Source organism: Streptomyces sp. PKA51 (genome assembly GCF_057552455.1).
Genome location: NZ_BAAJPZ010000009.1, coordinates 138,736 through 164,407, shown reverse-complemented (window position 1 = coordinate 164,407; position 25,672 = coordinate 138,736). Strand labels below are relative to the sequence as shown.

At 70.8% G+C, this 25,672-nt stretch carries 27 protein-coding genes and 1 tRNA gene; 16 read left to right on the top strand and 12 right to left on the bottom strand.

Annotated features, from left to right (window positions below):
• The first annotated feature begins 186 nt into the window (after nucleotides 1–186).
• Both AC27L3_RS16425 and AC27L3_RS16420 read left to right on the top strand, forming a co-directional pair.
• A complete protein-coding gene (locus tag AC27L3_RS16425) occupies nucleotides 187–2,604 on the top strand; it encodes an immune inhibitor A domain-containing protein (protein ID WP_487234748.1) in 2,418 nt (805 codons plus the stop codon).
• 131 nt (nucleotides 2,605–2,735) lie between these two features.
• Entirely contained in the window at nucleotides 2,736–3,071 is a 336-nt protein-coding gene (locus AC27L3_RS16420; protein WP_487234747.1) for a hypothetical protein, read from the top strand.
• A 64-nt stretch (nucleotides 3,072–3,135) separates the two neighbouring features.
• On the opposite strand, the gene AC27L3_RS16415 is transcribed toward AC27L3_RS16420, so the two are convergent.
• Both AC27L3_RS16415 and AC27L3_RS16410 read right to left on the bottom strand, forming a co-directional pair.
• On the bottom strand, nucleotides 3,136–3,729 hold the full coding sequence (locus AC27L3_RS16415) for an isochorismatase family protein (RefSeq protein WP_487234746.1): 594 nt from the start codon (nucleotides 3,727–3,729) through the stop codon (nucleotides 3,136–3,138).
• Nucleotides 3,730–3,833: 104 nt separating this feature from the next.
• Complete coding sequence (locus AC27L3_RS16410; RefSeq protein ID WP_487234745.1) at nucleotides 3,834–5,165, bottom strand: nicotinate phosphoribosyltransferase; 1,332 nt, start codon at nucleotides 5,163–5,165, stop codon at nucleotides 3,834–3,836.
• Nucleotides 5,166–5,310: 145 nt separating this feature from the next.
• Here AC27L3_RS16410 and clpS point away from each other — a divergent pair, with 145 nt between their 5' ends.
• From clpS to AC27L3_RS16395, 3 genes are all read left to right on the top strand, one after another.
• Entirely contained in the window at nucleotides 5,311–5,622 is a 312-nt protein-coding gene (clpS, locus tag AC27L3_RS16405; protein WP_344434545.1) for an ATP-dependent Clp protease adapter ClpS, read from the top strand.
• Nucleotides 5,622–6,215: a DUF2017 domain-containing protein gene (locus AC27L3_RS16400; protein WP_365966741.1), complete on the top strand. Its 594-nt coding sequence runs from the start codon at nucleotides 5,622–5,624 to the stop codon at nucleotides 6,213–6,215. The genes clpS and AC27L3_RS16400 overlap by 1 nt, the downstream gene beginning before the upstream one ends.
• Before the next feature lie 324 nt (nucleotides 6,216–6,539).
• Nucleotides 6,540–8,009: an amino acid permease gene (locus AC27L3_RS16395; RefSeq protein ID WP_487234744.1), complete on the top strand. Its 1,470-nt coding sequence runs from the start codon at nucleotides 6,540–6,542 to the stop codon at nucleotides 8,007–8,009.
• Between the two features lie 355 nt (nucleotides 8,010–8,364).
• Here the strand turns inward: AC27L3_RS16395 and AC27L3_RS16390 are convergent, their stop codons facing one another.
• The 6 genes from AC27L3_RS16390 to AC27L3_RS16365 form a co-directional block, all read right to left on the bottom strand.
• The gene (locus AC27L3_RS16390; protein WP_487234743.1) at nucleotides 8,365–8,964 is read right to left on the bottom strand and encodes a methylated-DNA--[protein]-cysteine S-methyltransferase; all 600 of its coding nucleotides are present in this window, start codon (nucleotides 8,962–8,964) and stop codon (nucleotides 8,365–8,367) included.
• 19 nt (nucleotides 8,965–8,983) lie between these two features.
• Nucleotides 8,984–9,790, bottom strand: coding sequence for an MGMT family protein (locus tag AC27L3_RS16385; protein WP_487234742.1), 807 nt, complete (start codon nucleotides 9,788–9,790; stop codon nucleotides 8,984–8,986).
• Nucleotides 9,787–10,374: an RNA polymerase sigma factor gene (locus AC27L3_RS16380; protein ID WP_487234741.1), complete on the bottom strand. Its 588-nt coding sequence runs from the start codon at nucleotides 10,372–10,374 to the stop codon at nucleotides 9,787–9,789. The genes AC27L3_RS16385 and AC27L3_RS16380 overlap by 4 nt, the downstream gene beginning before the upstream one ends.
• The gene (locus tag AC27L3_RS16375; protein WP_487234740.1) at nucleotides 10,374–11,831 is read right to left on the bottom strand and encodes an MFS transporter; all 1,458 of its coding nucleotides are present in this window, start codon (nucleotides 11,829–11,831) and stop codon (nucleotides 10,374–10,376) included. Before AC27L3_RS16375 ends, AC27L3_RS16380 begins: the two co-directional genes overlap by 1 nt.
• A gap of 29 nt (nucleotides 11,832–11,860) precedes the next feature.
• Nucleotides 11,861–12,553 carry an HAD family hydrolase gene (locus AC27L3_RS16370; RefSeq protein ID WP_487234739.1) on the bottom strand — a complete coding sequence of 231 codons (693 nt, stop codon included), beginning with the start codon at nucleotides 12,551–12,553 and terminating at the stop codon, nucleotides 11,861–11,863.
• Between the two features lie 61 nt (nucleotides 12,554–12,614).
• Entirely contained in the window at nucleotides 12,615–14,108 is a 1,494-nt protein-coding gene (locus tag AC27L3_RS16365; RefSeq protein WP_487234738.1) for an amidase, read from the bottom strand.
• 294 nt (nucleotides 14,109–14,402) lie between these two features.
• Between AC27L3_RS16365 and AC27L3_RS16360 the strand changes: the two genes are divergently transcribed.
• The 5 genes from AC27L3_RS16360 (at nucleotide 14,403) to AC27L3_RS16340 (ending at nucleotide 17,615) form a co-directional block, all read left to right on the top strand.
• Nucleotides 14,403–14,825: a M67 family metallopeptidase gene (locus AC27L3_RS16360; RefSeq protein ID WP_487234737.1), complete on the top strand. Its 423-nt coding sequence runs from the start codon at nucleotides 14,403–14,405 to the stop codon at nucleotides 14,823–14,825.
• 152 nt (nucleotides 14,826–14,977) lie between these two features.
• Nucleotides 14,978–15,259: a MoaD/ThiS family protein gene (locus AC27L3_RS16355; protein ID WP_487234736.1), complete on the top strand. Its 282-nt coding sequence runs from the start codon at nucleotides 14,978–14,980 to the stop codon at nucleotides 15,257–15,259.
• Nucleotides 15,260–15,272: 13 nt separating this feature from the next.
• Entirely contained in the window at nucleotides 15,273–16,223 is a 951-nt protein-coding gene (locus AC27L3_RS16350; RefSeq protein WP_487234735.1) for a PLP-dependent cysteine synthase family protein, read from the top strand.
• A gap of 110 nt (nucleotides 16,224–16,333) precedes the next feature.
• Nucleotides 16,334–16,468 (top strand): eL43 family ribosomal protein, encoded by a 135-nt coding sequence (locus tag AC27L3_RS16345; RefSeq protein WP_361746852.1) that lies wholly within the window; start codon nucleotides 16,334–16,336, stop codon nucleotides 16,466–16,468.
• 394 nt (nucleotides 16,469–16,862) lie between these two features.
• Entirely contained in the window at nucleotides 16,863–17,615 is a 753-nt protein-coding gene (locus AC27L3_RS16340; RefSeq protein WP_487234734.1) for an MBL fold metallo-hydrolase, read from the top strand.
• An 89-nt stretch (nucleotides 17,616–17,704) separates the two neighbouring features.
• Here the strand turns inward: AC27L3_RS16340 and AC27L3_RS16335 are convergent, their stop codons facing one another.
• Both AC27L3_RS16335 and AC27L3_RS16330 read right to left on the bottom strand, forming a co-directional pair.
• The gene (locus AC27L3_RS16335) at nucleotides 17,705–18,982 is read right to left on the bottom strand and encodes a PTS transporter subunit EIIC (RefSeq protein ID WP_487234733.1); all 1,278 of its coding nucleotides are present in this window, start codon (nucleotides 18,980–18,982) and stop codon (nucleotides 17,705–17,707) included.
• A 259-nt stretch (nucleotides 18,983–19,241) separates the two neighbouring features.
• Nucleotides 19,242–20,555: a PTS transporter subunit EIIC gene (locus AC27L3_RS16330; RefSeq protein ID WP_487234732.1), complete on the bottom strand. Its 1,314-nt coding sequence runs from the start codon at nucleotides 20,553–20,555 to the stop codon at nucleotides 19,242–19,244.
• 107 nt (nucleotides 20,556–20,662) lie between these two features.
• On the opposite strand from AC27L3_RS16330, the gene AC27L3_RS16325 reads away from it, so the two are divergent.
• From AC27L3_RS16325 to rdgB, 3 genes are all read left to right on the top strand, one after another.
• Nucleotides 20,663–20,962: a PTS sugar transporter subunit IIB gene (locus AC27L3_RS16325; RefSeq protein ID WP_344434523.1), complete on the top strand. Its 300-nt coding sequence runs from the start codon at nucleotides 20,663–20,665 to the stop codon at nucleotides 20,960–20,962.
• A 97-nt stretch (nucleotides 20,963–21,059) separates the two neighbouring features.
• Complete coding sequence (gene rph / locus AC27L3_RS16320; protein WP_487234731.1) at nucleotides 21,060–21,791, top strand: ribonuclease PH; 732 nt, start codon at nucleotides 21,060–21,062, stop codon at nucleotides 21,789–21,791.
• The gene (rdgB, locus tag AC27L3_RS16315; RefSeq protein ID WP_487234730.1) at nucleotides 21,788–22,399 is read left to right on the top strand and encodes an RdgB/HAM1 family non-canonical purine NTP pyrophosphatase; all 612 of its coding nucleotides are present in this window, start codon (nucleotides 21,788–21,790) and stop codon (nucleotides 22,397–22,399) included. The genes rph and rdgB overlap by 4 nt, the downstream gene beginning before the upstream one ends.
• Nucleotides 22,400–22,446: 47 nt before the next feature.
• Here the strand turns inward: rdgB and AC27L3_RS16310 are convergent.
• Nucleotides 22,447–22,530, bottom strand: a tRNA-Leu gene (locus AC27L3_RS16310).
• A 243-nt stretch (nucleotides 22,531–22,773) separates the two neighbouring features.
• Between AC27L3_RS16310 and AC27L3_RS16305 the strand changes: the two genes are divergently transcribed.
• Both AC27L3_RS16305 and AC27L3_RS16300 read left to right on the top strand, forming a co-directional pair.
• The gene (locus AC27L3_RS16305) at nucleotides 22,774–23,301 is read left to right on the top strand and encodes a hypothetical protein (protein ID WP_487234729.1); all 528 of its coding nucleotides are present in this window, start codon (nucleotides 22,774–22,776) and stop codon (nucleotides 23,299–23,301) included.
• Nucleotides 23,301–24,563, top strand: a complete 1,263-nt coding sequence (locus tag AC27L3_RS16300) for a sensor histidine kinase (protein ID WP_487234825.1) — start codon at nucleotides 23,301–23,303, stop codon at nucleotides 24,561–24,563. The genes AC27L3_RS16305 and AC27L3_RS16300 overlap by 1 nt, the downstream gene beginning before the upstream one ends.
• Nucleotides 24,564–24,654: 91 nt before the next feature.
• On the opposite strand, the gene bcp is transcribed toward AC27L3_RS16300, so the two are convergent.
• Nucleotides 24,655–25,122, bottom strand: a complete 468-nt coding sequence (gene bcp, locus AC27L3_RS16295) for a thioredoxin-dependent thiol peroxidase (protein WP_344434516.1) — start codon at nucleotides 25,120–25,122, stop codon at nucleotides 24,655–24,657.
• 146 nt (nucleotides 25,123–25,268) lie between these two features.
• Here bcp and AC27L3_RS16290 point away from each other — a divergent pair, with 146 nt between their 5' ends.
• Entirely contained in the window at nucleotides 25,269–25,619 is a 351-nt protein-coding gene (locus tag AC27L3_RS16290; RefSeq protein ID WP_487234728.1) for a DUF3618 domain-containing protein, read from the top strand.
• The last annotated feature ends 53 nt before the right edge of the window (nucleotides 25,620–25,672 follow it).

The following is a 25,672-nucleotide window of genomic DNA, read 5'->3' as shown; positions in this document are numbered from 1 at the left end:
AGCACAAGGGGTGCACGGGGGTGTTCGGCGCGCCCGGAGTGAGCCGTCGCGCTCGGGCTTGCCCGTTATCCGCAACTTAAAGGCCGGATAACGTACTTGCTTGACCTTGCACAGTCAAGATCTGTCTTTTCTGGCGTCACTCCGGTCAAATACCTCCACAGTTCTTACTGGGGAGGACATTCACAAGTGAAGATCAGCCAACGTCGGGTCGTCCGATCCGCCGCGGTGGCCGCCGTCGTCGCGGCCCTCGGCACGGGCACCCTGTCGGCCGGGATCGCGCAGGCGGCGGGCGTGACCACCCCGTCCGGCGCGTCCGACCGGCCCGTGACCATCGAGCGCCAGGACCCGGCGCAGGTCAAGAAGGGCGCGGAGCACGACCTCAAGGGTCCGTTCAGCAAGAAGCAGGAGGACCAGCGCAAGGCCGCGCTGGAGCAGGTCATATCCGGCGACGCCACGGCGCAGCAGCGCGGCGCGTCCAAGGTCGTGCAGCTCGGCAAGGGCAAGTACGTCGAGCTCGGTCGGGAGAAGACCGACAAGATATTCACCATCCTGGTGGACTTCGGCGACAAGGTCGACGACACCACGATGTACGACCCGGACGGCCCCGACGGCCCCAAGCCGCCCGTGAAGAAGTACGGCGGCACCCCCGGCCCGGCGCACAACACCATCCCCAAGCCGGACCGTTCCAAGGACAACAGCACCGCCTGGCAGCAGGACTACAACCGCCAGTACTTCCAGGACCTTTACTTCTCGCACGACGAGAAGAAGGAGTCCCTGGCCAAGTACTACGAGAAGCAGTCCTCCGGCCGCTACTCGGTCGACGGCGTCGTCACCGACTGGGTCAGGGTCCCCTGGAACGAGGCCCGTTACGGCTCCAACTACTGCGGCTCCACCAACTGCCCCAGCGCCTGGGACCTGATCCGCGACGCGGTCAACCAGTGGGTGAAGGACCAGAAGGCCGCCGGCCGCAGCGACGCCGACATCAAGGCCACCCTCGCCCAGTACGACCAGTGGGACCGCAACGACTTCAACCACAACGGCAACTTCAACGAGCCGGACGGTTACATCGACCACTTCCAGATCGTCCACGCCGGCGAGGACGAGTCCGCGGGCGGCGGCGCCCAGGGCAAGGACGCCATCTGGGCCCACCGCTGGTACGCCTACGGCTCCGACGCCGGCAAGACCGGCCCGGGCAGCAACAAGGCGGGCGGCACCCAGATCGGCGACACCGGCTTCTGGGTCGGCGACTACACCATGCAGCCGGAGAACGGCGGCCTCGGCGTCTTCGCCCACGAGTACGGCCACGACCTGGGCCTGCCCGACGAGTACGACACCACCGGCACCGGTGAGTCCTCCGTCGCCTACTGGTCCCTGATGTCGTCCGGCTCCTGGCTGGGCGAGGGCAAGGACACCATCGGCGACATGCCCGGCGACATGAGCGCCTGGGACAAGCTGCAGCTGGGCTGGCTCAACTACGACAAGGCCAAGGCCGCGACGAAGTCCACCCACAAGCTGGGCGTCGCCGAGTACAACACGCGCGACAAGCAGGCCGTCGTGGTCGACCTGCCCGCCAAGAAGGTCACCACCGACGTGGTCAAGCCCGCCGAGGGCAACGCCCAGTGGTGGAGCGGCCAGGGAGACGACCTGAAGAACACCCTCACCCGCCAGGTCGACCTCACCGGCAAGTCCAAGGCCGCCCTCGACCTGTCCGGCTGGTGGGACATCGAGGAGAACTACGACTACCTCTACGCCGAGGTCTCCACGGACGGCGGCGCCAACTGGACGCCCGTCGACGGCACCGCCGACGGCAAGCAGATCACCCGTGACGGCGGCGACAAGCCCGCTCTGACCGGCACCTCCGGCGCCTACAAGAAGCTGTCGTACCCGCTCGACGCCTACGCCGGCAAGAAGATCGGCCTGCGCTTCCGCTACGCCACCGACGGCGGCACCTCCGGCAAGGGCTTCACCGCCGACGCCATCACCCTGACCGCCGACGGCACCCAGGTCTTCGCCGACGGCGCCGAGAACGGCGACAACGGCTGGACCGCCCAGGGCTTCTCGCGCATCGGCGCCTCCTTCACCAAGGAGTACCCGCAGTACTACATCGCGGAGAACCGCCAGTACGTCTCCTACGACCGCACCCTGCGCGTCGGCCCGTACAACTTCGGCTTCCGCAACACCAAGCCCAACTGGGTCGAGCACTACCCGTACCAGAACGGCCTGCTGATCTGGCAGTGGGACACCTCGCAGGCGGACAACAACGTCGGCGTGCACCCCGGCGCCGGCCGCATCCTGCCGATCGACGCCCACCCGAAGGCCGAGAAGTGGGCCGACGGCACGATCATGCGCAACCGCTTCCAGGCGTACGACTCGCCCTTCAGCTGGTACCCGACCGACGGCTACACCGTGCACAGCAACGGCGTCGCCGCCCGCGTCAAGGGCAAGCTCGGCACCCCGGTCTTCGACGACCACCGCAACACCTACGTCGACCCGGCCAACCCCTCGGGCGGTGTGAAGATCACCGACACCAACACCCGCATCCGGATCCTCAACGAGGCCCTCACCGGCTCCACGATGACGATCCAGGTGGGCCCCGCCAAGTAACCCCGCAGGGCTCGTAGCACAGCTGTACGGCCGGTGCCCGTCTGGCGGGCGCCGGCCGTTCGTGCCGAGAATGCTTCTCATGATGGTCTTACGGACGCCACCGGCGTCCCCGTCCCCCCGGCGGGGGTGAGATGGCAGGCGGAGGCTTCGTGCGGCTCCCCGACGGCAGTGTCGTCGTCGCCCTGTCCCTAGCCGCCCCCCACGGCGGGTCCGCCCCGCCGGACGGGCGCGTACGCGTCCTGGTGCGCGCCCCCAATCGGGCCCGGGCCCTGACCCGGCTGCGCAACCTCGGGCTGCGCGCCGTCTACCTGCGCGGCAACACCGAACCGCCCACCCCCGACGAGGTCACGGCCGTCCTGCACCACCCGGACGGGCTGCTGTGGCGCTCACTGCCGCACGGGCACACCGAGTCCTGGCACCCCATCGGCACCCTCCTGCGCCCCGCCCGCACCGCCGACCCGGGCTAGGGCCTCTCGGACGGATCGTGCAGCGCCCCTCACGGGGCGCCGTGGTGCCATGTGGCGGAGATCCTCACGCCGCCTGGACGACCGGCTCGCCGCGCAGCTGCACGCCCGCGGCCTCGAGCTCCTGCAGCGTGCGCCGCGTGGTCTCCGGGGCCACCCCGGCCGTCAGGTCCAGCAGCACCCGGGTGGCGAAGCCCGCCCGCTGTGCGTCCAGGGCGGTCGCCCGGACGCAGTAGTCCGTGGCGATGCCCACCACGTCCACCTCGGTCACCTCGCGCTCGCGCAGCCAGTCGGCGAGCTTCGCGCCGGTCTCGTCCACGCCCTGGAAGGCGCTGTAGCCGGCCTCGTAGGCGCCCTTGTCGAAGACCGCCTGCACGGCCCCCGAGGCGATGGCGGGCGCCAGGTTGGGGTGGAAGCCGCTGCCCTCGGTGCCGGCCACGCAGTGCCGGGGCCAGGAGTGCTCGTAGTCCGGCTCGTCGGAGAAGTGCTCCCCGGGGTCGACGTGCATGTCCCGGGAGGCCACGACGTGGGCGTACCCGGCGGGCGCCTCGCCCACCAGGTCGGTTATGGCCGCGGCCACGTCGGCGCCGCCGGCCACCGCGAGGCTGCCGCCCTCGCAGAAGTCGTTCTGCACGTCGACGATGATCAGTGCACGGGTCATGGTGCAGATCCTTATGTGAGGGGCCCCCGGCCGGTCGTACGGATCAGCCTGTGTGACCGAGGGTAGTGAGTCGGGTGGCGGTGCGGGAGGGGCACTGGGGGCGCTCAGGAAGCGTATTCCGTGGGCAGGACAGGTTCCCCGCGGGAGAGCTGCGTGGCGGACATCGGCAGCCCCGCCAGCGCCGTGCGGTGCCGCTCGCGGGCCGCGGCCAGCGGCTCCCGGCCGACGACGGCGCCCCCGCGCACCAGCTCGACCAGCAGCTGCCGGTCCGCGAGCTCCTCCGGGACGTCGCCGGTGCCCACGACCTCGGCCTCGGCCACCCCGTGCGCGTCCAGGCGGCGCGCCGCCCACTTGCGACCGCCCACGGAGGATTTGCCGCCCATGGACTTCTTGGCCACCGGCCGCAGCGGCGCGTCCGGGCCCGCCTCGTCCGAACGGGCGACCAGCTTGTAGACCATCGAGCAGGTGGGGTGACCACTACCGGTCACCAGCTGGGTGCCGACGCCGTAGGCGTCCACCGGGGCGGCGGCGAGGGAGGCGATGGCGTACTCGTCCAGGTCGCTGGTGACCACGATCTTCGTGTCCTTCGCGCCCAGCTCGTCCAGCTGCCGGCGCACCCGGTGCGCGAGCAGCAGCAGGTCGCCGGAGTCGATGCGCACCGCGCCCAGGTCCGGGCCGGCGATCTCCACGGCCATCCGGACCGCCTCGGCCACGTCGTAGGTGTCCACCAGCAGGGTGGTGTTCGAGCCGAGCGAGGCCACCTGCGCCGTGAAGGCGTCGCGCTCGCTGTCGTGCAGCAGCGTGAAGGCGTGCGCACTGGTGCCGACGGTGGGGATGCTGTAGCGGAAGCCCGCGGCCAGGTCGGAGGTCGAGCTGAAGCCGCCCACGAAGGCAGCGCGCGCGGCGGCCACGGCCGCCAGCTCGTGCGTGCGGCGGGCCCCCATCTCGATCAGCGGCCGCTCGCCGGCGGCGACCGACATCCTGGATGCGGCGGCGGCCACGGCCGAGTCGTGGTTGAGGATCGAGAGGATCACCGTCTCCAGCAGCACCGCCTCGGCGAAGGTGCCCTCGACGCGCAGGACGGGCGAGCCGGGGAAGTACACCTCGCCCTCGGGGTAGCCCCAGATGTCACCGCTGAAGCGGTAGTCCGCGAGGAAGGCCAGGGTGGCGTCGTCGACGACCTTGCCGTTGGCGAGGAAGTCGAGGATGGCACTGTCGAAGCGGAAGTTCTCCACGGCGTCCAGGACCCGTCCGGTGCCCGCGACCACGCCGTAGCGCCGGCCCTCGGGGAGCCGGCGCGTGAAGACCTCGAAGACCGAGCGGCGGTGCGCGGTGCCGGACCGCAGCGCGCCCTGCAGCATCGTCAGTTCGTACCGGTCGGTGAACAGCGCCGTGGACGGCACGGTCACCGGGAGTCCCAGGTCCGCAGTGTTCATGGCGCCGATGCTACCCCCGATACTCGTCAGAGTGACGATTTCCCGGCGCGGGGGCGATGCGGGGGCCGTTGCGCGGGGCCGAAGCGGGGACGACGCGGGGCCTTGCGGGGGGCCGTTTGTGCGGGCGAAGTCGGCAAGTGGCAGCATGGAACCTGTGAGTGTTGCACCGGTCGAGATCGAACGGCCCGATACGGGGGAGTCGCCCTTCGCGGTGACCGAGCCCGACGTCCCCTGGGTGACTCTGGTCCACAACGACCCCGTCAACCTCATGAGTTATGTGACCTACGTTTTCCAGGCGTACTTCGGCTACCCCAAGGACAAGGCGCACCGGCTGATGCTCGACGTCCACCACAAGGGCCGCGCGACGGTCTCCAGCGGCACGCGCGAGGAGATGGAGCGCGACGTGCAGGCCATGCACGGCTACGGACTGTGGGCGACCCTGTCGCAGGACCGTTGATGGCCGGGCACTTCGAGCCGCTCCCCGGCGGCGGGGCCGCCGTTGCCCTGGACGAGGTCGAGATCTCCATCCTGCGCAGCCTGGCCGTGCAGCTGCTGGAGCTGATCGGCCCCGGCGAGACGGACGGCCCCGAAGCGGCCGACCCGCTGGCCCGCCTGTTCGCGGAGGGCCCCAGTGAGCCTCCTGCCGATCCGGCCCTGGCCCGGCTCTTCCCCGATGCCTATGGCACCCCCGGCGCCGAGCAGGACCGGCAGGAGCGTGCGTACGCCGCCGAGTTCCGCCGCTACACGGAGAACGACCTGCGCGAACGCAAGCGCGAGGACGCCCTCGGGGTGGTGCGCTCGCTGGACGCGCTCACCGTTGCCGGGGACGGCGTGGCCGTGCTGCGGCTGGCCCCGCAGGAGGGCCGGCAGTGGCTGGGCGCGCTCAACGACCTGCGGCTGACGATCGCGGCCCGGCTGGAGATCACCACCGAGGACGACGGCGACGCGCTGTACCGGCTGCCGGACGCCGACCCCCGCAAGCCCATGGTCATGGCGTACCTGTGGCTGGGCGGACTGCAGGAGACGCTGGTGGAAGCACTGATGGCTTGATCGTTACTTGTCGGTATCCATATGCGTCCGCTCACCGAACGCTCAATTCCGGATAACGATCGAATCACTGTAACGGCGGCTATTAGCCGCCGTTATTGCTTTTGTCCTGATTTATTTGTGATGCAGGCCACTCCAGCTGCTCGTATGCCGAGACGATCTCACGGTCAACCGTGATACATCTTGCCGACCTGCCTCCGTGACGCCACCCCTGTCACGGCGGGAGCGCTTTGCCGGCCGACCGCCGGCACCGAGCAGGAACTCCATCCGGGGGGATCGGTACCCGATCCGGAGCAACCGGGTCGGTATGGAGAAAGGCGCACCACCATGACCTCTGAGCAGGTCGCGGACCGGACCGCAGTGCGGGACGGCGACGGAAGCGACAAGGAAGCTTCCGAGGGTTACCAGCGGGGACTGGGCAACCGTCAGATCCAGATGATCGCCATTGGTGGCGCCATCGGAACCGGTCTGTTTCTCGGCGCGGGCAAGGCCATTTCCAAGGCCGGACCGAGCCTCATCCTGGCCTATGCGATAGCCGGCCTGGTCATCTTCTTCATCATGCGAGCGCTCGGCGAGCTGCTCATGTACCGCCCGGTGTCGGGCTCCTTCTCGGAGTACGCCCGGGAGTTCCTCGGCCCCTTCTGGGGCTATGTGACCGGATGGACTTACTGGCTCTTCTGGGTCGTCACCGGAATCACCGAGGTGACCGCCGCGGCGACCTATGTGCAGTACTGGAACAAGTCGATTCCCCAATGGGCCTCGGCGCTGGTCTTCACCGTCCTGCTCTACTTCGTCAACCTGATCTCCGTGAAGCTCTTCGGTGAGCTGGAGTTCTGGTTCTCGATGGTCAAGGTCACCGCCATCATCGGCATGATCCTCATCGGCCTCGGCGTGATCATCCTCGGCTTCTCCAAGGCCGGTGACACCGCCTCCTTCACCCTGCTGTGGGACCACGACGGGTTCTTCCCCAAGGGCATCGGCGGCACGCTGATGACCCTGCAGATCGTGATGTTCGCCTTCCTCGCCGTCGAGCTCGTCGGCGTCACGGCGGGCGAGGCCGCCGACCCCAAGAAGACCCTGCCCAAGGCCATCAACACCGTGCCGTGGCGCATCGCCGTCTTCTACCTGGGCGCGCTGATCATCATCCTGTCGGTCGTCCCGTGGACCGAGTTCATGCCGGGCGTCAGCCCCTTCGTGGCGGCCTTCGCCAAGATCGGCCTGCCGGCCGGTGCGGGCATCGTCAACTTCGTCGTCCTCACCGCGGCACTGTCGTCCTGCAACTCCGGCATGTACTCCACCGGCCGCATGCTGCGCGACCTCTCGCTCAACGGCCAGGGCCCGAAGTTCTTCGGTCAGCTGTCCAAGAAGGGCCTGCCCTTCCGCGGCACCACCTTCTCGGCCGCGCTGATGCTCGTGGGCGTGTGGATCAACTACCAGTGGCCGGGCGACGCGTTCAACTACGTCGTCTCCTTCGCCACGATCTCCGGTATGTGGGCCTGGATCATGATCCTGCTCTGCCAGCTGCGCTACCGCCGCATGGCGAACGCGGGCCTGCTGCCGCAGTCGGAGTTCAAGGCCCCGGGCGCCCCCTGGACCAGCCTGTTCGCCCTGGCGTTCATCATCATGGTCATCGTCCTGATGGGCATCGACGAGGACGCGCGGATCTCCCTGTACTGCGCGCCGATCTGGGCCGCGATCATGTGGGTCTCGTACCTCGTGCTCAAGCGCCGCAACCCGCAGGCGTTCGCGCGCCGTGACTACACGGCCGCCGTCGAGAAGACCGAAGCGGCCGCCTGACCGCAGGCGTCCCTCACCGGGCCCGCTCGCACCCTCCGGGGTGCGAGCGGGCCCGTTGTTTTGACGCCGGGCCTTCGCGGCGCCTGGCCTCGCGGCGCTGAAGATCCAGCCACAACGGATCGACACCGCCCCCGCCCCGTGCGGGGGCGCCCCGTGGGGGCGCGGGGAACTGCGCGACAAGCCACGACGTGCCCGCAGGCAGGGTGCCGTGCTGCGCCCGGGCCTCGGGGTGGTGCGTCGACTGCGGGCCGTCGGCGGCCGATCGCGCCCACGCGGCGGCAGCCGCAGATCGACACCGCCCCGCACCCCTACGGGGCGCCGCGGTGGCGCGTGACGAAGATCCGCCGGACACGGCCTAGGTCGACGAGCGTGTGCCCGGGGACGGGGCGGGAGAGGCCGCAACGGACTCCGTGGGCCGGGCTTCGAGGTCGAGGAGGAACCGCTTGGCCGGTATGCCTCCGGCGTAGCCCGTCAGCCGGCCGTGCGCGCCTATGACCCGATGGCAGGGCAGCACCAGACACAAAGGATTGGACCCGAGCGCCACGCCCACGGCCCGCGCCGCGCCGGGCCGGCCGATCGCCGTCGCGATCTGCGCATAGGTCGTCGTCCGGCCGTAGCCCGCCTGCCGGTCGACCGCCCGGAGCACCTCGCGGGCGAAGTCACTGGCCAGCCTTGGATCCAGCGGCACGGAGAAGGTGCGGCGCTCACCGGCGAGGTAGGCGTCGATCTGCGCCTGCGCCTGCTCCAGCACCGCGCGCTGGCCGGGGCGGACGGTGCTCGGGTCGTCGGTGCTGTGCCGGGCCACCCGGGACAGCTTGCGTTGCACCACGTCCACGGGGGCGAAGCCGCAGTAGAGCAGGGCGTCTTCCGAAGCGGCCAGCGACAGCCGGCCCACCGCGGTGTCGTGCCTCGTCACCGCCACGGAGTCCAGCAGAAGCGAGCGGTTCTCGGTCACCGGGACCTCCTTGTCCGGTTCAGGCCGGCACGGGCCGGCAGCTCTTGCAGGGGCGGTACCCGGCGTGCTGGGCCTCCGCGGCCGAGCGGAAGGGCACCCGGTGCGGCGGCGTGATCCTGCGGGCATGCGCACAGGTCGGGTGGCAGTAGATGTGGGTCGTGTCGCTGCCGAGGAAGACCGTCTCCAGCCGCGTCAACGACTCGATGTACTCCGGGTCCATCCCCTCCGCCCGGCGCAGAGCGGCTCCCGCATCACGGCCGTACGCCGCGTCGTAAGGGATCCCCCTGTCGTCGGCCACCCGGTGGCAGGGAATGAGCACATGCACCGGATTCCTCGCCAGCGCCTCGATGACCGGGGCCGTCCCGGCGAGCCCGGCCTCGTGGGCCACCCAGGAGACCGGCCGTATCTGCCCACGCGGAATACGGCGCACGGCTCCCAGCACGGCCTGCTCCACGGCGCTCAGGCCCCCCAGGTCGATGGCCACTCCCGAGGCGCGCCCCGTCCGCAGCGCGGGCCGCACTCCGGCGGGCGGATCCGCGGCGGAGATCGCCGAACGTCCGGTGCGCGCCAGGTGTTTCTCCTCGAACTCCCGGCGGTCGGCGACCACCGCTGCCAGCGTGGCCCCCGTCAGCGCCCGCCCGTTGCCCGCGACATAGAGACCGCCTGCGGGTGAGTCGACCAGGGCGTATGTGTCGTAGCGGCTCTGTGCGATCCCCAGAGCCTTGAGGACCCCCAGCTCGAATTCCGTCGGGGCGTCCTCGGCCCCCAACGCCGCCAGCATCCCCTCCAGGGGCGTCACCCCCGAGGGGCCGTTGACACTGCTCATGTCATCACCTCCTTCAGCATGGATTCCTCCGTCTCCAGGGCTTCGCGTAGCTTGGCCAGCCCCCGGGAGACCTGTGCCTTGACCGTGCCGACGGCACACTGCTGCGCCTCGGCCACCTCGGCGTAACTGAGCCCCATCACATGGCGCATGATCACTGCGGCCCGGTAGCGCTCCGGCAGCGTGGCCAGTGCGTCGACGAGCGCCTTGCGCTCGACGGTGGCCGTCGCCTGCTCCTCCGGCCCCGGCCGGTCGTCGGGCCAGCCGAGGCCGGCCTCCTCCACCCGGCCCGCCGAGACCGGCCGTCTGCTCTTGGACCGGAGGTCGTTGCGCCAGACGTTCGTCGCGATGCTCATCAGCCACGCCCGTGGCCGGAGCGAACGCCGACGGGAGGGGGAGAACTCCCGCAGCGCCACGTAAGCGCGCAGGAACGTGTCCTGTCCCAGGTCGTCCGCCTCGGCGGGTGAGCCGGTGAGGCGTAATAAATACGTGCGGATCGCCGAGCCATGGACCCGGACCAGTTCCACGAAGCCGTCGTCGAGGTCCAAGGCCAGACGATCAGTCAGCTGCCCTGTCATCTCGTCCATTACCCAATGAACACCGACGGCTCGCCATCGGTTGCCCGCCGCCGGGTGCCCAGCCGGGCCGCCCCGGCACTGAGCACGGCCATGACCATGCACGTGGCGAGGACCAGACCCAGCGCCGAGGCGGACCGCTCCGGCGAGCCGTTCCCGGCGAGGGCGAGATAGCCGCCGCCCAGGGCGGCCACCCCCAGTGCCCCGCAGAGCTGGGCGTTGGTGCTGATCACCCCGGACAGGTCGGCGGCATAGCGGTCCGGCATGGCGGACGTCATCCAGCCGATCAGGGCGTTGGAGCTGATGCCGAGCCCCAGCCCGCCGATGCCCAGCAGCACGAAGAGCGTCGGCCCGCTGTGGTGGCCGCAGAGCACATAGACCCACACCGCGGCATAGCCCACGGCCAGGACCAGGCAGCCCACCACCGGCATCGCGGCCCGGCGCTCCTCGGGTATCCGGGCGAGCAGCGGACCGGCGAACCCGAAGGCGGTCACCCACGACACCATCGCCAGCCCCGCGTACGTCGGCCCGTGCCCCAAACCGTCCTGCAGGTAGACGGCGAGCACGAAGAGCAGGGCGAAGTACGTCAGCGTGGTCACGCCGTGGGCGACCAGCGGCCATCGCACCGCCGGCTCGCGTATCACCTCCTCGGCGATCAGCGGGCGCCCGCCCTTCGCCGCCAGGCGCCGCTGCCCGATGCGGAAGGCGGCGAACAGCGCGCCGCTGGCGGCCAGGGAGACCCACATCCACACCGACCAACCCTGGTCCGTGCTCAGCAGCAGCGGGACGATCAGCAGCAGCACGGCGGCCGCCAGCAGCGCCATGCCGCGCAGGTCGAGTTCCTCGGCCCGCCGGTCGCCCTCGTCCTGCGGGATCCAGCGCATTGCCGCGTAGATCAGGAACAGCCCCACGGGCACGTTGATCAGGAAGATGGGCCGCCAGCCGGTGCCGTAGAGGTCGGCCGCTATCAGCAGACCTCCCAGCGCCTGCCCGGCCACGGCGCCTCCCGACAGGGCGACGGCGTAGTAGCCCAGTGCCTTGATGCGCAGATCCCCGCGGAAGTGCAGCTGGATGCCGCTGAGCACCTGCGGCACCATCAGCGCCGCCCCGGCGCCCTGCACCAGCCGGGCCACGATCAACTGGACGGGCCCGGTGGCCAGGGCACAGGCCAGCGACGCACCGGTGAAGACCGCCATCCCCGCGTTGAAGACGCGGCGATGGCCGTGTGCCGCGCCCAGCCGGGCCCCGGCCACCAGCAGCACGGCGTAGGCCACCACATAGCCCGACACCACGAGCCCGGCCTCGCCGCCGGACGCGCCCAGTCCGGACTGTATGGACGGCGCCGCTATGTTGGCGATGGCGGTGTCCACATTGGCCATGAACTGCGCGGCCAGCAGCACCGCCAGCACACGCCAGCGACGCCTGTCCGTGAGCGCCGCCCCCTTCTGCACTGCGCCGGGTCGCGACATGCTGTCTCCCACCCTCCTGAGCGGTGTCGTCAGCCGGAGATGCCGAGGGCGAGCGGAGGCCGGCCGATCTCCCTGAGATCCGGCACCACCAGGTCAGCGGCCCGCAGTTCCGCGGCCGAGTGCGTGGTGGTGAGCCCCACGCAGGCCATTCCGGCCCCCTTGGCGGCGGCCACCCCCGCGGGGGCGTCCTCGAAGGCCACGGCGCGGGCCGGCTCCACTCCCAGGGCCGCGCATCCGGCCAGATAGCCCTCGGGGTCGGGCTTTCCCCGGCTCACGTCCTCCGCGGTGATCAGGGCCGAGAACATCTCGGCCCCGCCGACCAGCGCGAGGAGCTCCCGGGCGTGCTCCCGCAGGCCGGAGGTGACCACCGCCATCGGCACGCCCTCGGCGGCCAGCAGCTTGACCAGGGTCTCCGCCCCCGGAACCGCATACGCGGCAGGAATGCCGGGCCCGTTGAGATATCCCACGGCTTCGTCGAAGAGCTCGTCCACGGTGCTGCCCGGGAACCGGTGGACGTGGTCGGCCAGTGCTTCCTTGCCCCGCCGTCCGACGAAGGAGGCGAGCAACGCGTCGTCCACCTCCAGGCCGTGGGTCCGGAAAAGGCGGGTCCATGCGGCACGGCTGCGATGTTCGGTGGCCACCAGCGTGCCGTCGAGGTCGAAGAGCGCGGCGTGCCACGGCGGACTGCCGGATTCCGTCCGCACCACGGAGGGATCGGTCATGAGGTGAGTGCCAGCCTTTCCTGCGTTCGGTGCTTGTCCTGCGGCTTCTTCTGCTGCTGTGTCACGCGCCGGGGCGCACGGCCTTCGTGGACGCCGCGAGGGTCTCTTCGAGACCCTCGTAAAGGTGCTGCCACGGCCGCTGCGTCTGGAGGGCGGCGGCCCCCCGCACCACCGCCGCGTCGTGGTGACGCCGGGCGGCGATCTGCAGACCGACGGGGACCCCGTTGGAGGCCAGGCCGACGGGGACGGTGGCGGCCGGGCTGCCGATCAGGTTGAAGGGGCTGGTCATCGACCAGCCGACGAACCTGTCGACGGCCTGGCCCGCGACCTGCGCGGGGCCGACCGTGGTGCGCGTGGTGTCGTTGGGGATCCCGGCGATCGAATTGACCGGGCTGATGATCAGGTCGAACTCGTCGAAGACGCTCTCGAAGGTGTCGAGCACCTGGGTGCGCAGCAGATCCGCCAGGCGGAAGTCCACGGCGCTCAGGCCCGCACCGACCGCCACGCTCTCCCGGTAGCCGGGGTCGATCCGCTCGTCGCCGGCGAAGTCCAGCCCCATCGGCCGGCTGATCTCGGCGGACTCGGCGTGGGCGAGCGAGAGGTAGCGCCGCCAGGTCGCGGTCAGCTCCGCGTGCGGCACCGGCAGCCGGAAGTCCGCCTCGACGACCTCCGCGCCCGCCTCCTTGAACGCCGGCAGCGCCGCCCGCACCAGCTGCTCCACCTCCGCCTCGACCGGATAGCCACCGAGGTCGGGGCTGTAGGCGATGCGCATGCCCTGCAGCGAGGGTGTCAGCGCGGAGGCGAGCGTGTCGCCGACGGGGAAGGAGTAGGGGTCCCTGGGATGCGGCCCGGACATCAGGTCCAGCCCGAGGACGGCATCCTCCACGGTCCGCGCCAGGGGTGCGTAGCAGACCATCGGGTTCAGCCGCCGGAAGGCGTTGGGCCGGGCGGGCACGGCGACCCTGCCGAAGGTCGTCATCATCGTGAACACGCCGCAGAACGCCCCGGGGACGCGCAGGGAACCCCCCGCGTCCGACCCCTGGGCCAGCGGCACCATGCCCGAGGCGACCGCGGCGGCGCTGCCGCCGGACGACCCGCCGGCGTTCATGGCGGGGTTGAACGGGGTGGATGCCGGGCCGAACAGGGCGCTGTCGGTCGTCGCCTTGAAGCCGAACTCCGGCGTGTTCGTCTTCCCGACCACGATGGCGCCCGCCCGCACCAGCCGCTCGACGCATTCGATCGTGTCCGGCGCGATCTCGTTGGCGAAGATCAGCGATGCGCGGGTGGTCCGGACGCCGGCCACCGGATCGAGATCCTTCACGCCGATGGGCACACCGTGCAGCGGCCCGACGTCGGCTCCCGACAATAAGGCGCGCGCCGCCCGCTCGGCCGCCGCCAGTGCCTCGTCGTGGCACACCGTGACGAAGGCATTTACCACTCCGTTGTACTCCTCGATGCGCTCCAGACTCTTGCGCACCGCCTCGACAGGGGAGACGTCCCCGGCCCGGATGAGCTCGGCGAGGCGGCCGGCGGTCAGCGATGCAAAATCTTCCATGGACCTCGTCCTCTTCGGAATCGGTACGGATCGAACGACCCCGGACCATGGCCGGTCAGCAGGTCATCGTCTCGTCGTAGGGGAAACACCGGCGGACGCCGCCGGGTTGCACCGCACGGTCCACCCGGCGGGACCGGGCTCCTGCCGCACGAGCCGCTTGCCCCTGCGGCGCCGGCCGGCCCCTCACGGGCGATCCCCATGCCGAGGAGGGCCCGAGGGGAACCGTGGATCTTTGTTCATACAGGTGAAACACCGGCGTGCCCCCGAGCGTTGCGCCCTGCCTATCCTTTGCGCATGCTGACCATCACGCAGGCCCTGTACGACCGCATCGTCGAGCATGCCCGCGCCGACCACCCCGACGAGGCGTGCGGAGTGATCGCCGGTCCGGTCGGCAGCGGTCGCCCCGAGCGGTTCATCCCCATGCTCAACGCCGCCCGTTCGCCCACGTTCTACGAGTTCGACTCCACCGACCTGCTCAAGCTCTACCGCGAGATGGACGACCGCGACGAGGAGCCCGTCGTGATCTACCACTCGCACACGGCGACCGAGGCATATCCCTCGCGAACCGACATTTCGTACGCCAACGAGCCCGGCGCCCACTACGTCCTGGTCTCCACGGCCGACACCGACGGCGCCGGCCCCTTCCAGTTCCGCTCCTTCCGCATCCTCGACGGCGAGGTCACCGAGGAGGCGGTCGAGGTGGTCGACGCGTACTGAGACGCGTACCGAGACGCGTACTGAGCGGTGAGACGCCGCATCCCGCCACATGGGACGAACATGCGGTGGGCGCACGGGGAATCGATACGATGCGCCCACGGTTCCCCACGACGTACCAGGAATCCCTCCGCACTCCGGCAGGAGCACACACCATGGCCATCGAGGTCCGCATCCCGACCATCCTGCGCACGTACACCGACGGGCAGAAGGCCGTCGAGGGCAGCGGCGCCACGCTCGACGACCTCTTCCGTGACCTCGACAGCAGGCACAAGGGCATCCGCGAGCGCCTGGTGGACGAATCCGGTGAGCTGCGCCGCTTCGTGAACGTCTACCTCAACGACGAGGACGTCCGCTTCCTCTCCGGCATCGCGACCGAGCTCGGTGACGGCGACAACGTCACCATTCTCCCGGCCGTCGCCGGCGGCATGGCCTGATCGGGCGCCCGGCGTGCGCTACGACAGCCCCTTGGCGGCGGTGGGCAACACCCCGCTCGTCCGCCTGCCCCGCCTGTCCCCGTCCGCCGACGTGCGGATCTGGGCCAAGCTGGAGGACCGCAACCCGACCGGTTCGGTGAAGGACCGCCCCGCCCTGCACATGATCGAGCAGGCGGAGAAGGCGGGTCGGCTGACCCCGGGCTGCACCATCCTGGAGCCCACCTCCGGCAACACCGGCATCTCCCTGGCGATGGCGGCCCGGCTCAAGGGCTACCGCATGGTGTGCGTCATGCCGGAGAACACCAGCCAGGAACGCCGGGAACTGCTGGCCATGTGGGGCGCCGAGATCATCCCCTCTCCTGCCGCCGGCGGCTCCAACACGGCCGTGCGGGTGGCCAAGGAGCTCGCCGAGCAGCACCCGGACTGGGTGATGCTCTACCAGTACGGCAACCCCGACAACGCCGGCGCGCACTACGCCACCACCGGTCCGGAGATCCTCGCCGACCTGCCGGAGATCACCCACTTCGTCGCCGGCCTGGGCACCACCGGCACCCTGATGGGCGTCGGCCGCTATCTGCGCGAGCACAAGCCGGACGTGAGCATCGTCGCGGCGGAGCCGCGCTACGACGATCTGGTCTACGGGCTGCGCAACCTGGACGAGGGCTTCGTGCCCGAGCTCTACGACGCGACGGTGCTCACCACCCGCTTCTCGGTGGGTTCCGAGGACGCCGTCCGCCGCACCCGCGAACTGCTGGCCGAAGAGGGCATCTTCGCCGGCATCTCCACCGGTGCCGTGCTGCACGCCGCGCTCGGAGTCGCCCGTAAGGCCGTACGGGCGCAGCAGAGCGCCGACATCGTCTTCGTCGTCGCCGACGGCGGCTGGAAGTACTTGTCCACCGGCGTCTACACCGCCGCCACCACGGAAGAGGCCGTCGCGGCGCTGCACGGCCAGCTCTGGGCCTGACCGGGTCGGCGGGCGCACGGCGCGCGCACGCGCGGGGGCACCCCGCGCATGGGTGAAGTCGCTACTACCGATGTTGGGACGCTGCTGACATCATCACGTGGGAGACGCACATGAACTGTCCCGCATGTGGATCTTCGGACATGAGGCAACTCAACAATGGAAACTGGCAGTGCGGAAACTGCGGCGCGGTCACGGCTGGAGCGCACACGGCTCGACAGGGCGGCCTGGGAAGCGCTCGCCCCTGAGACGCGTGAGCGGCTCTCGGCGTTCATGACGCCGGAGGTGTTCACGGTGACGGCCGGCAGCGAGGAGTCGGCCGACCGCTTCCAGCGCTTCATGGAGACGCTGGACCGCGCGGAGCGGCACCGCCCGCTGTAGTCGCGCCCGCCCAGGGCCGCACGCCGCCGGCGAGCGCCCTGCGCACTTCCGTACGCCCCGGGCCCCGGTCGCGCGCCCTCACCGGCAGCGCGGCCGGGGCCCCGCGTCTTCCCGGGGTGGCCGAGGCCCGGGCCCGGCCACGTCCGTCCTGGTGATTCCGCCCACACGCCCTGTTCGCGGAGGAGTCACCGACCGGATCTCGTCTTACCCTCGACTGCACGCATGGCCCCCCGTAACCGGCCCACGGAGGTTCAGGCCCGCATGAAGCTCACCGTCGTCGGATGCTCGGGCTCGTTCCCGTCCACGGACTCGGCCTGCTCGAGCTATCTGGTGGAGGCCGACGGCCACCGGGTCCTCCTCGACATGGGCAACGGCGCCCTCGGCGAGCTCCAGCGCCACGTCGGTCTGTACGACCTCGACGCCGTGCTCCTCTCCCATCTGCACCCGGACCACTGCATCGACATGTGCGGGTACTTCGTCGCCCGCTACTACCGTCACGACGGCGGCCGGGCCGGCGCCATCCCCGTCCACGGTCCCGAGGGCACCGAGAAGCGGCTGCTGACCGCGTACGGCGACGTGCCCGACGAGGCGTGCATGAGCGAGGTCTTCGACTTCCGCACCCTGACCCCGGGCACCTTCCAGGTGGGCCCGCTGACGGTGCGTACGGTACGGGTGAGCCACCCCGTGGAGGCGTTCGCCTTCCGGGTCGAACACGGTGGCTCCTCGCTGGTGTACTCCGGCGACACCGGCCCCTGCGAGGCCCTCGACGAGCTCGCCCGCGGCGCCGACCTGCTCCTGTGCGAGGCGTCCTTCACCCACGGCAAGGAGGACATCCCCGGCCTCCACCTCAACGGTCGCCAGGCGGGCGAGGTGGCCCACGCGGCGGGTGTCGGCCGGCTCGTGCTGACCCACATCCCGCCGTGGACGGACCCCCTGACCAATCTGCGCGACGCGCGCTCGGTCTACGGCGGCCCGGCGGAACTGGCCCGCGCGGGCGCGGTGTACGAGCTGTAATACCCCGGCTCCCGTACAGCCGGTACGACGAAGCCCCCGGAACACCTGACGGTTCCGGGGGCTTCGGGTCTCACGGCCCGGTCAGGACGTCACTTGACGTCCTCGAGCTGCCCTTCGGGCTCGCGGCCCGGGGTCGGGATGTTGAACTTCGTAATGGCGAACCGGAAGATCGCGTAGTACAGCGCGCCGAAGCACAGACCCACGAGCATCAGCATCCACGGCTTGGTGGCGATGCCGAGGTTCAGCAGGAAGTCGATGACACCGGCGGAGAAGCCGAAGCCGTCCTTCATGCCGAGCGCCCAGGTCAGGGCGTGCGAGACACCCGTGAGCACCGCGTGCACCGCGAACAGGGCCGGGGCGAGGAACATGAAGGTGAACTCGATCGGCTCGGTGACGCCCGTGACGAAGGAGGTCAGGGCCAGCGAGCCCATCATGCCCGCGACGCGCTTGCGGTTCTCGGGGCGGGCGCAGTGCACGATCGCCAGGCAGGCGGCGGGCAGGCCGAACATCATGATCGGGAAGAAGCCGGTCATGAACTGGCCCGCGCTCGGGTCGCCGGCCAGGAAGCGGGCGATGTCGCCGTGCTTGCCCTGGTAGTCGCCGGCCTGCAGCCACGGGAAGGAGTTGAGCAGGTGGTGCATGCCCACCGGGATCAGCGCGCGGTTGAAGACGCCGAAGATGCCCGCGCCCACGGCGCCGGAGCCGACCAGCCACTCGCCGAAGTTGTGCAGACCCGTGCCGAGGACCGGCCAGATGAGACCGAAGAGGATGCCGATGAGCAGGCCGGCGAAGGCCGAGATGATCGGGACCAGGCGGCGGCCGCCGAAGAAGCCCAGCCACTCGGGCAGCTTCTTGCGGTGGTAGCGCTGGTAGAGCAGGGCGACGACGATGCCCATGACGACGCCGCCGAGGACGCCGGCGTTGACCGGCGCTTCCGTCATGACGATCTTGCCGTCGACGACCTTGGCGACCTTGGGCAGGTTGCTGTCGGTGAAGGTGGCCAGGACCTTCTGGAAGACCAGGTAACCGGCGACGGCGGCGAGCGCCGTGGAGCCGTCGGACTTCTTCGCGAAGCCGATGGCGACACCGACGGCGAAGAGCAGGGCCATGTTGTCGAGCAGGGCGCCGCCGCCCGCCGACATGTACCCTGCGATCTTGGTGACGAACTCCGGGAAGGAGTCGCGGCCGAGCATGTCGGTGTTGCCCAGCCGGACCAGGAGCGCCGCGGCCGGCAGGACGGCCACCGGCAGCATGAGGCTGCGGCCGATGCGCTGCGCGACCGCCATGGCACCGGCGCCGAACTTCTTCTTCTCTTCCGGTGCGGCCTTTTCAGGCGCCTTCTTCGCCGCCTTGGCTGCCGTACTCATCGGATTCCTCCAGGTGAGGCGGGCGCTCGGGGGAAGTGGAGGGGCCCGCAATTTGGTCTACACCACTAGTGGTTTAGACCTGTTGTAGCACGTGTGCCGGGCATAAAGGAATCCACTGTTCCCCGTGGTGGGGGCCACAAGGTTAAGGATGGCGTCAGCGCCCTGCGCTGGGTCACCCGCCCCTCACGTGCCGTTGCCGCACAGGCCGCAAAAGCGGCGAAAACCGCTGAAGGGCTCCCGCCCGTGTCGCCGGACGGTTCTACTCGACGGTCTTCTTCTCGATCTCTTCCGCGATCTCCTCCGGTTCACGCCCCGGAGTCGGCAGATCGAAGAAAATGATCGCCACGCGGAAGAGCACGTAATAGACGGCGGCGAAGACCAGCCCGATGGGAATGATCAACCACGGCCTGGTCGCGAGTCCCCAGTTGATGACGTAGTCGATCAGGCCCGCCGAGAAGCTGAAGCCGTCGTGCACCCCCAGTCCCCAGGTGACGGCCATCGACACGCCCGTCAGCAGCGCGTGCACCACGTAGAGCGCCGGCGCGATGAAGAGGAAGGAGTACTCGATGGGCTCGGTGATGCCGGTGACCAGGGAGGTCAGACCGACCGAGAGCATCATGCCGCTCACCGCCTTGCGGTGCTCCGGCCGCGCGCAGTGGGCGATCGCCAGGGCCGCGGCCGGCAGGGCGAACATCATGATGGGGAAGAAGCCCGAGGTGAACTGACCGGCGTGCGGATCGCCCGCCAGGAAGCGGTTGATGTCGCCGTGCACCACCTGGCCGTCCGGCTTGGTGTACGAACCGAACTGGAACCAGACGAAGACGTTCAGGAACTGGTGCACACCGATCACCAGCAGGGCGCGGTTGGCCACACCGAAGATCCCGGCACCCCATGCGCCCAGGTCCGACAGCCACTCGCTGAAGCTCGTCAGCCCCCGGCCGACCGGCGGCCAGATCCACAGGCACAGTGCCGCGAAGGCGATCGCCACGAACGCCATGATGATCGGCACCAGTCGGCGCCCGTTGAAGAAGCCCAGCCAGTCCACCAGCCGCACGCGGTGGTACCGCTGCCAGAACCACGCCGCCAGCAACCCGATGACGATGCCGCCGAAGACGCCAGGGTTCTGGTACGTCGCCGGGCCCGCCGGCCCCGTCGTCCCCACGCACACCCCGCCCAGCAGGCCCAGGCCCGTGAAGTGCCCGCCGCCCGGGCACGTCTCGGGGAACTGGTGCACCACCGCGTAATAGACGAGGAAGCCCGTCACCGCCGCCAGCGCCGTCGAACCGTCCGCCTTCTTCGCCATGCCGATCGCCACACCGACCGCGAACAGCAGCGGCAGCCCCAGGGAGGAGTCCAGCAGCGCCCCGCCCGCGCCCGCCATCACCTTGGCGACGTCCGTCCAGCCCAGGCCGTCCTTGCCGAAGACGTCGGGCTGCCCCAGGCGGTTGAGGATGCCGGCCGCGGGCAGCACCGCGATCGGCAGCTGCAGGCTGCGGCCCATCTTCTGCAGGCCCTGGAACAGGCCCTGCAGCCGCATGCGGCCGCCGGAAGCCGGGGCGGCGGTCGAGCTCATCGGCGTCCTCCCGGCGGCTGGCATACTGGTGTAGACCACTTGCGGCGCGCTTCCGGGACCCATCCTTCGCCAGATGGCGGACGAGCGCCCGCACAGCTGGTCCGAACGTGGAATACCGTGGGAAAGCCGGTCGGCGGCACCGCCGAAGGGCGCAAGACAACTCAGGAGTGCACATGGCCAGCAAGGCTGAGAAGATCGTCGCCGGCCTCGGCGGTATCGACAACATCGAGGAGATCGAGGGCTGCATCACCCGCCTGCGCACCGAGGTCGCCGACGCCTCCCTCGTCGACGAGGCCGCACTCAAGGCCGCCGGCGCCCACGGTGTCGTGAAGATGGGCACCGCCATCCAGGTCGTCATCGGCACCGACGCGGACCCCATCGCCGCGGAGATCGAGGACATGCTGTGAGCTGAGCCACCGCGCTCCGCAGCCGGGCCCCGCCGGAACCGTACCGAAACGGTCAACCGGAACGGGGCCCGTCTTTTGTCCCGATAGGCTCACCACCATGTCTCGCATCGACGGCCGCACGCCCGACCAGCTCCGCCCCGTGACCATCCAGCGCGGCTGGAGCAAGCACGCCGAAGGCTCCGTCCTCGTCTCCTTCGGCGACACCAAGGTCCTTTGCACCGCCAGCGTCACCGAAGGGGTACCGCGCTGGCGCAAGGGCACCGGAGAGGGCTGGGTCACCGCCGAGTACGCGATGCTGCCCCGCGCCACCAACACCCGCGGCGACCGCGAGTCCGTGCGCGGCAAGATCGGCGGCCGTACCCACGAGATCTCCCGCCTCATCGGCCGCTCCCTGCGCGCCGTCGTCGACTACAAGGCCCTCGGCGAGAACACGATCGTCCTCGACTGCGACGTCCTGCAGGCCGACGGCGGCACCCGCACCGCCGCCATCACCGGCGCCTACGTGGCGCTGGCCGACGCCATCACCTGGGCCCAGGGCAAGAAGCTCGTCAAGCACGGCCGCAAGCCGCTGACCGGCACCGTCTCCGCCGTCAGCGTCGGCATCGTCGACGGCACCCCCCTGCTCGACCTGTGCTACGAGGAGGACGTGCGCGCCGAGACCGACATGAACGTCGTCTGCACCGGCGACGGCCGTTTCGTCGAGGTCCAGGGCACCGCCGAGGCCGCCCCCTTCGCCCGCGACGAGCTCACCCGCCTCCTCGACCTCGCCGTCGCCGGCTGCGCCTCCCTCGACGCCGCCCAGCGCCAGGCCCTGGAGGGCACCCTGTGAGCACCCGGCGCCTCGTTCTCGCCACCCGCAACGCCGGGAAGATCACCGAGCTGCGCGCCATCCTCGGCGCGGCCGGCCTCGACGTCGAACTCGTCGGCACCGACGCCTACCCCGACGTCCCCGACGTGAAGGAGACCGGCGTCACCTTCGCGGAGAACGCCCTCCTCAAGGCCCACGCCCTCGCCCGCGCCACCGGACTGCCCGCCGTCGCCGACGACTCCGGCCTGTGCGTCGACGTCCTCGGCGGCGCCCCCGGCATCTTCTCCGCCCGCTGGGCCGGCCGGCACGGCGACGACCGCGCCAACCTGGAGCTGCTCCTGGCCCAGCTCTCGGACATCGCCGACGAGCACCGCGGCGCCCACTTCGCCTGCGCCGCCGCCCTGGCCCTGCCGGACGGCACCGAGCGCGTCGTCGAGGGCCGCCTCGAAGGCACGCTGCGGCGAGCGCCGTCGGGCAGCGGGGGCTTCGGCTACGACCCGATCCTGCAGCCGCTGGACGACACGCGCACCTGCGCGGAACTGACGCCGCAGGAGAAGAACGCGATCAGCCACCGGGGCAAGGCCTTCCGCGGGCTGGTGCCGGTGGTCCGGGAGCTGCTGGCCCCGTGAACGCCGAAGGGCCGTCCCGCTGAACGCGGACGGCCCTTTGTTCTCTGTGCGGCCGGAGGGACTCGAACCCTCACGGGTGTGAACCCACTGGGACCTAAACCCAGCATGACTGCCAATTCCATCACGGCCGCTCGGCACGGCCATCGTACTGGGCCGCAGCTCGGCCGCGACCACGGTCATCGGTATTCGGCCGCCCGCGGCCGCCACTGCCCCGAGGGCCTGGACCGGGCACGGCAGTTCACCCGCCGCCGGCGCGGTGCGGTACGCGTGTCCATCCGCGCGCAAGGGAACGTCCGGCCGTATTTCTCCGTCACTCAGGGTGGGGAGGGCAGGCCCCCGCAGGAACGGCCGCCCGTGAGCGAGGAAGAGAGCCGATGACCGATCGCGCCGCGGCCCGGTGGGCCGGCCTGCGTACCGTGGTTGCCGGGCTCGCCGGGGTGCTCGCGCTGGTGCTGGGTGCGGTGTGGCTGGGGGACGTCACGGACCGGGCGAGCGTGGTGGACGCGGCGCCGAAGACGGCGGCCGCCCAGAAGTCGAGCGCCCAGCAGGACTCCCAGGTGGAGCTGGACGGCGCCACCTCGCGGCAGCTGCCGGGCGTACGCGACTGCGGGGTCGGCGAGCCGGTGCCGGAGCCGACGATCATCACGCTGGACTGCTCGACCTCGGGCCGGGTCGCCAGCGGCATCCGCTGGGACGACTACGCGGCGGACGGCGCGGCCGGCAGCGGCGTGGTGCAGGTCTCCGGCGGCGCGGCGGGCGGCGCGGGCAAGTCCTTCCCGGCCAAGCTGCGCCTGTACGGACCCAAGGAGGTGGACGGCTCCGTGGCGTTCACCGCGCTCGAAGTCGTCTACACGGGTGCCACCCCGGCGGGTGAGCACCGAGAGGTGCTCCCGATCGCGTGATGGGTATCCGGGGCCGGATCGCGTTCGCGATCTCCTTCGTCACCGCCTTGGCCGTGGTGGTGCTGGGCGTGGCCGTGCACCACATTTCCGGGCTGGAGCGCGAGCGCCAGGCCAAGGCGTACCAGGACGGCCTGCTGAGCTCGGCACTGCAGATCTACCAGCGCGACGGTTCGCTGGCGCTGGGTGCGCAGCTCGACGACTCGACCTTGCCCTTCCCGCTGCGGCAGGCGACGGCGAAGGGCGAGTCCGGGACGTACATCAGCGGGGGCGAGGACCCGCGCGTGTGGGCGGCCACGCCCGTCGGCGGCGACAAGGTCCTGTCGATCTCGGCGTCGTACCCGGCGCGCGACCCGTTCCAGACGGCGCTGGACAAGGCGCTCGTGGTGGCGGGCGCGGCGACCGTGGCGCTGATGGCCGTGGTCGCGTGGTTCGTGGCGCAAGGGCTGTCGCGGCGGCTGCGGCTGAGCGCGGCGGCGGCGCGGCGGATCGCGGCGGGCGAGGCGCCGGACGCCCGGGCGCTGGACAGCGGCGGCCGCGACGAGGTGGCCGAACTGGGCCGCTCGGTGCACCACATGGCGACGTCACTGGCCGCGCGGGTCTCCGCGGAGCGGCAGTTCACCGCGGACGTGGCGCACGAGCTGCGCACCCCGGTCGCCGGTCTGGTGGCGTCGGCGGAGCTGCTGCCGCACCCGCGCGCGGTGGAGATGGTGCGCGAACGGGCGCAGACGATGCGGGCGCTGGTCGAGGACCTGCTGGAGGTCTCCCGGCTGGACGCGGGCGTGGAGAGTGCGCAGCTGGACGCGGTGGAGCTGCCGTCGCTGGTGCGCGGGGTGGTGGGCCGGGCGCAGGGCCAGCGCGGGGTGGCCGACGTGGCCGTGTCGGTGGTCGGCGAGGGCCGCATCGTGAGCACGGACGCGCGCCGGGTGGAGCGCATTTTGGTCAACATCCTGGCGAACGCGGCCAAGCACGGGCGGCCGCCGATCGAGGTGACGGTCGACGGCACGCGGATCGTGGTGCGCGACCACGGCGACGGCTTCCCGCCGGGGCTGGTGGACCAGGGGCCGCGCCGGTTCCGGACGGCGGCGCCGGAGCGCGGCACGGGCCACGGCCTGGGGCTGACGATCGCGGTGGGCCAGGCGGCGGTGCTGGGGGCGCGGTTGTCGTTCGGGGAGGCGGACGGCGGCGGTGCCATGGCCGTCCTCGACCTGCCGGAGGCCGAGGACGTGCCGGAGGACGTGGCGGTGACGGCCTCGGGGCCGTGAGGCGCGGGCCGTGTGTGCGGGCCGTGTATGCGGGCCGTGTGTAAGGCCCGGCGTCCGTGGCTGCAGCCCCTTACGGCCGGCCCGCGGCGGTCTACAGCCCCAGGTCCTTGATGATCTTGGCGACGTGGCCCGTGGCCTTGACGTTGTACAGGGCGCGCTCGACCTTGCCCTCCTCGTCCACGATCACGGTGGAGCGGATCACGCCGGTGACCGTCTTGCCGTACAGCTTCTTCTCGCCGAAGGCGCCGTACGCCTCCAGGGTCGACTTGTCGGGGTCGGCGAGGAGGGTGACCTTCAGGCTCTCCTTCTCCCGGAACTTGGCGAGCTTCTCCGGCTTGTCGGGGGAGATGCCGATGACGTCGTAGCCGTGGCCGGCGAGCAGGTCGAGGTTGTCGGTGAAGTCGCACGCCTGCTTGGTGCAGCCGGGGGTCAGGGCGGCGGGGTAGAAGTAGACGATGACCTTGCGGCCCTTGCGGTCCGCGAGGGAGACCTCGGTCCCGTCCGCGTCGGGGAGGGTGAAGGCGGGGGCGGTGTCGCCGGGCTGCAGTCGCTGGCTCATGGCTCTCCTCGGGAGGTCGCGTTACGGTCCGTCCCGAGCGTAGTCAGGTCACGGATCGGGGGTGCCGCGGGGCGTGGCCGGGGTGCAGCTGACAGACTGTAGTCATCACTCTTCATCATTCTTATCGACGAGACGGAGGCAGCGCGGTGGCTGAGGCCAGGACCCCTGCGCAGATCGAGGCGGACATCGCCCGCCGGCGGCAGGAGCTCGCCGTGGTGCTCGACGAGATCGGGGTGCGGATGCACCCGAAGACGATCATCGGGGACGCCCGGGCGAAGGTGGCGGCGAAGGTGGACCGGACGGCGGGCCGGGCGTACGTGACGGCCAACCGCGTCGTCTCCGACGTGCGCTCGCGCTTCGTGGACGAGGAGGGCCGGCCGCGGCTGGAGCGGATCGTCCCGGTGGCGTTGGTCGCGGTGGGCGTGCTCGGCCTGCTGACGGCGTCCGCCAAGAGCTCGGGCAAGGACGCCAAGGGCGGCCGCCGCCGGGGCCGCTAGGCAGGGGCGATTTCCGGCAGGTTCCTGTACGGATGACGGCCCTGTGACACCGG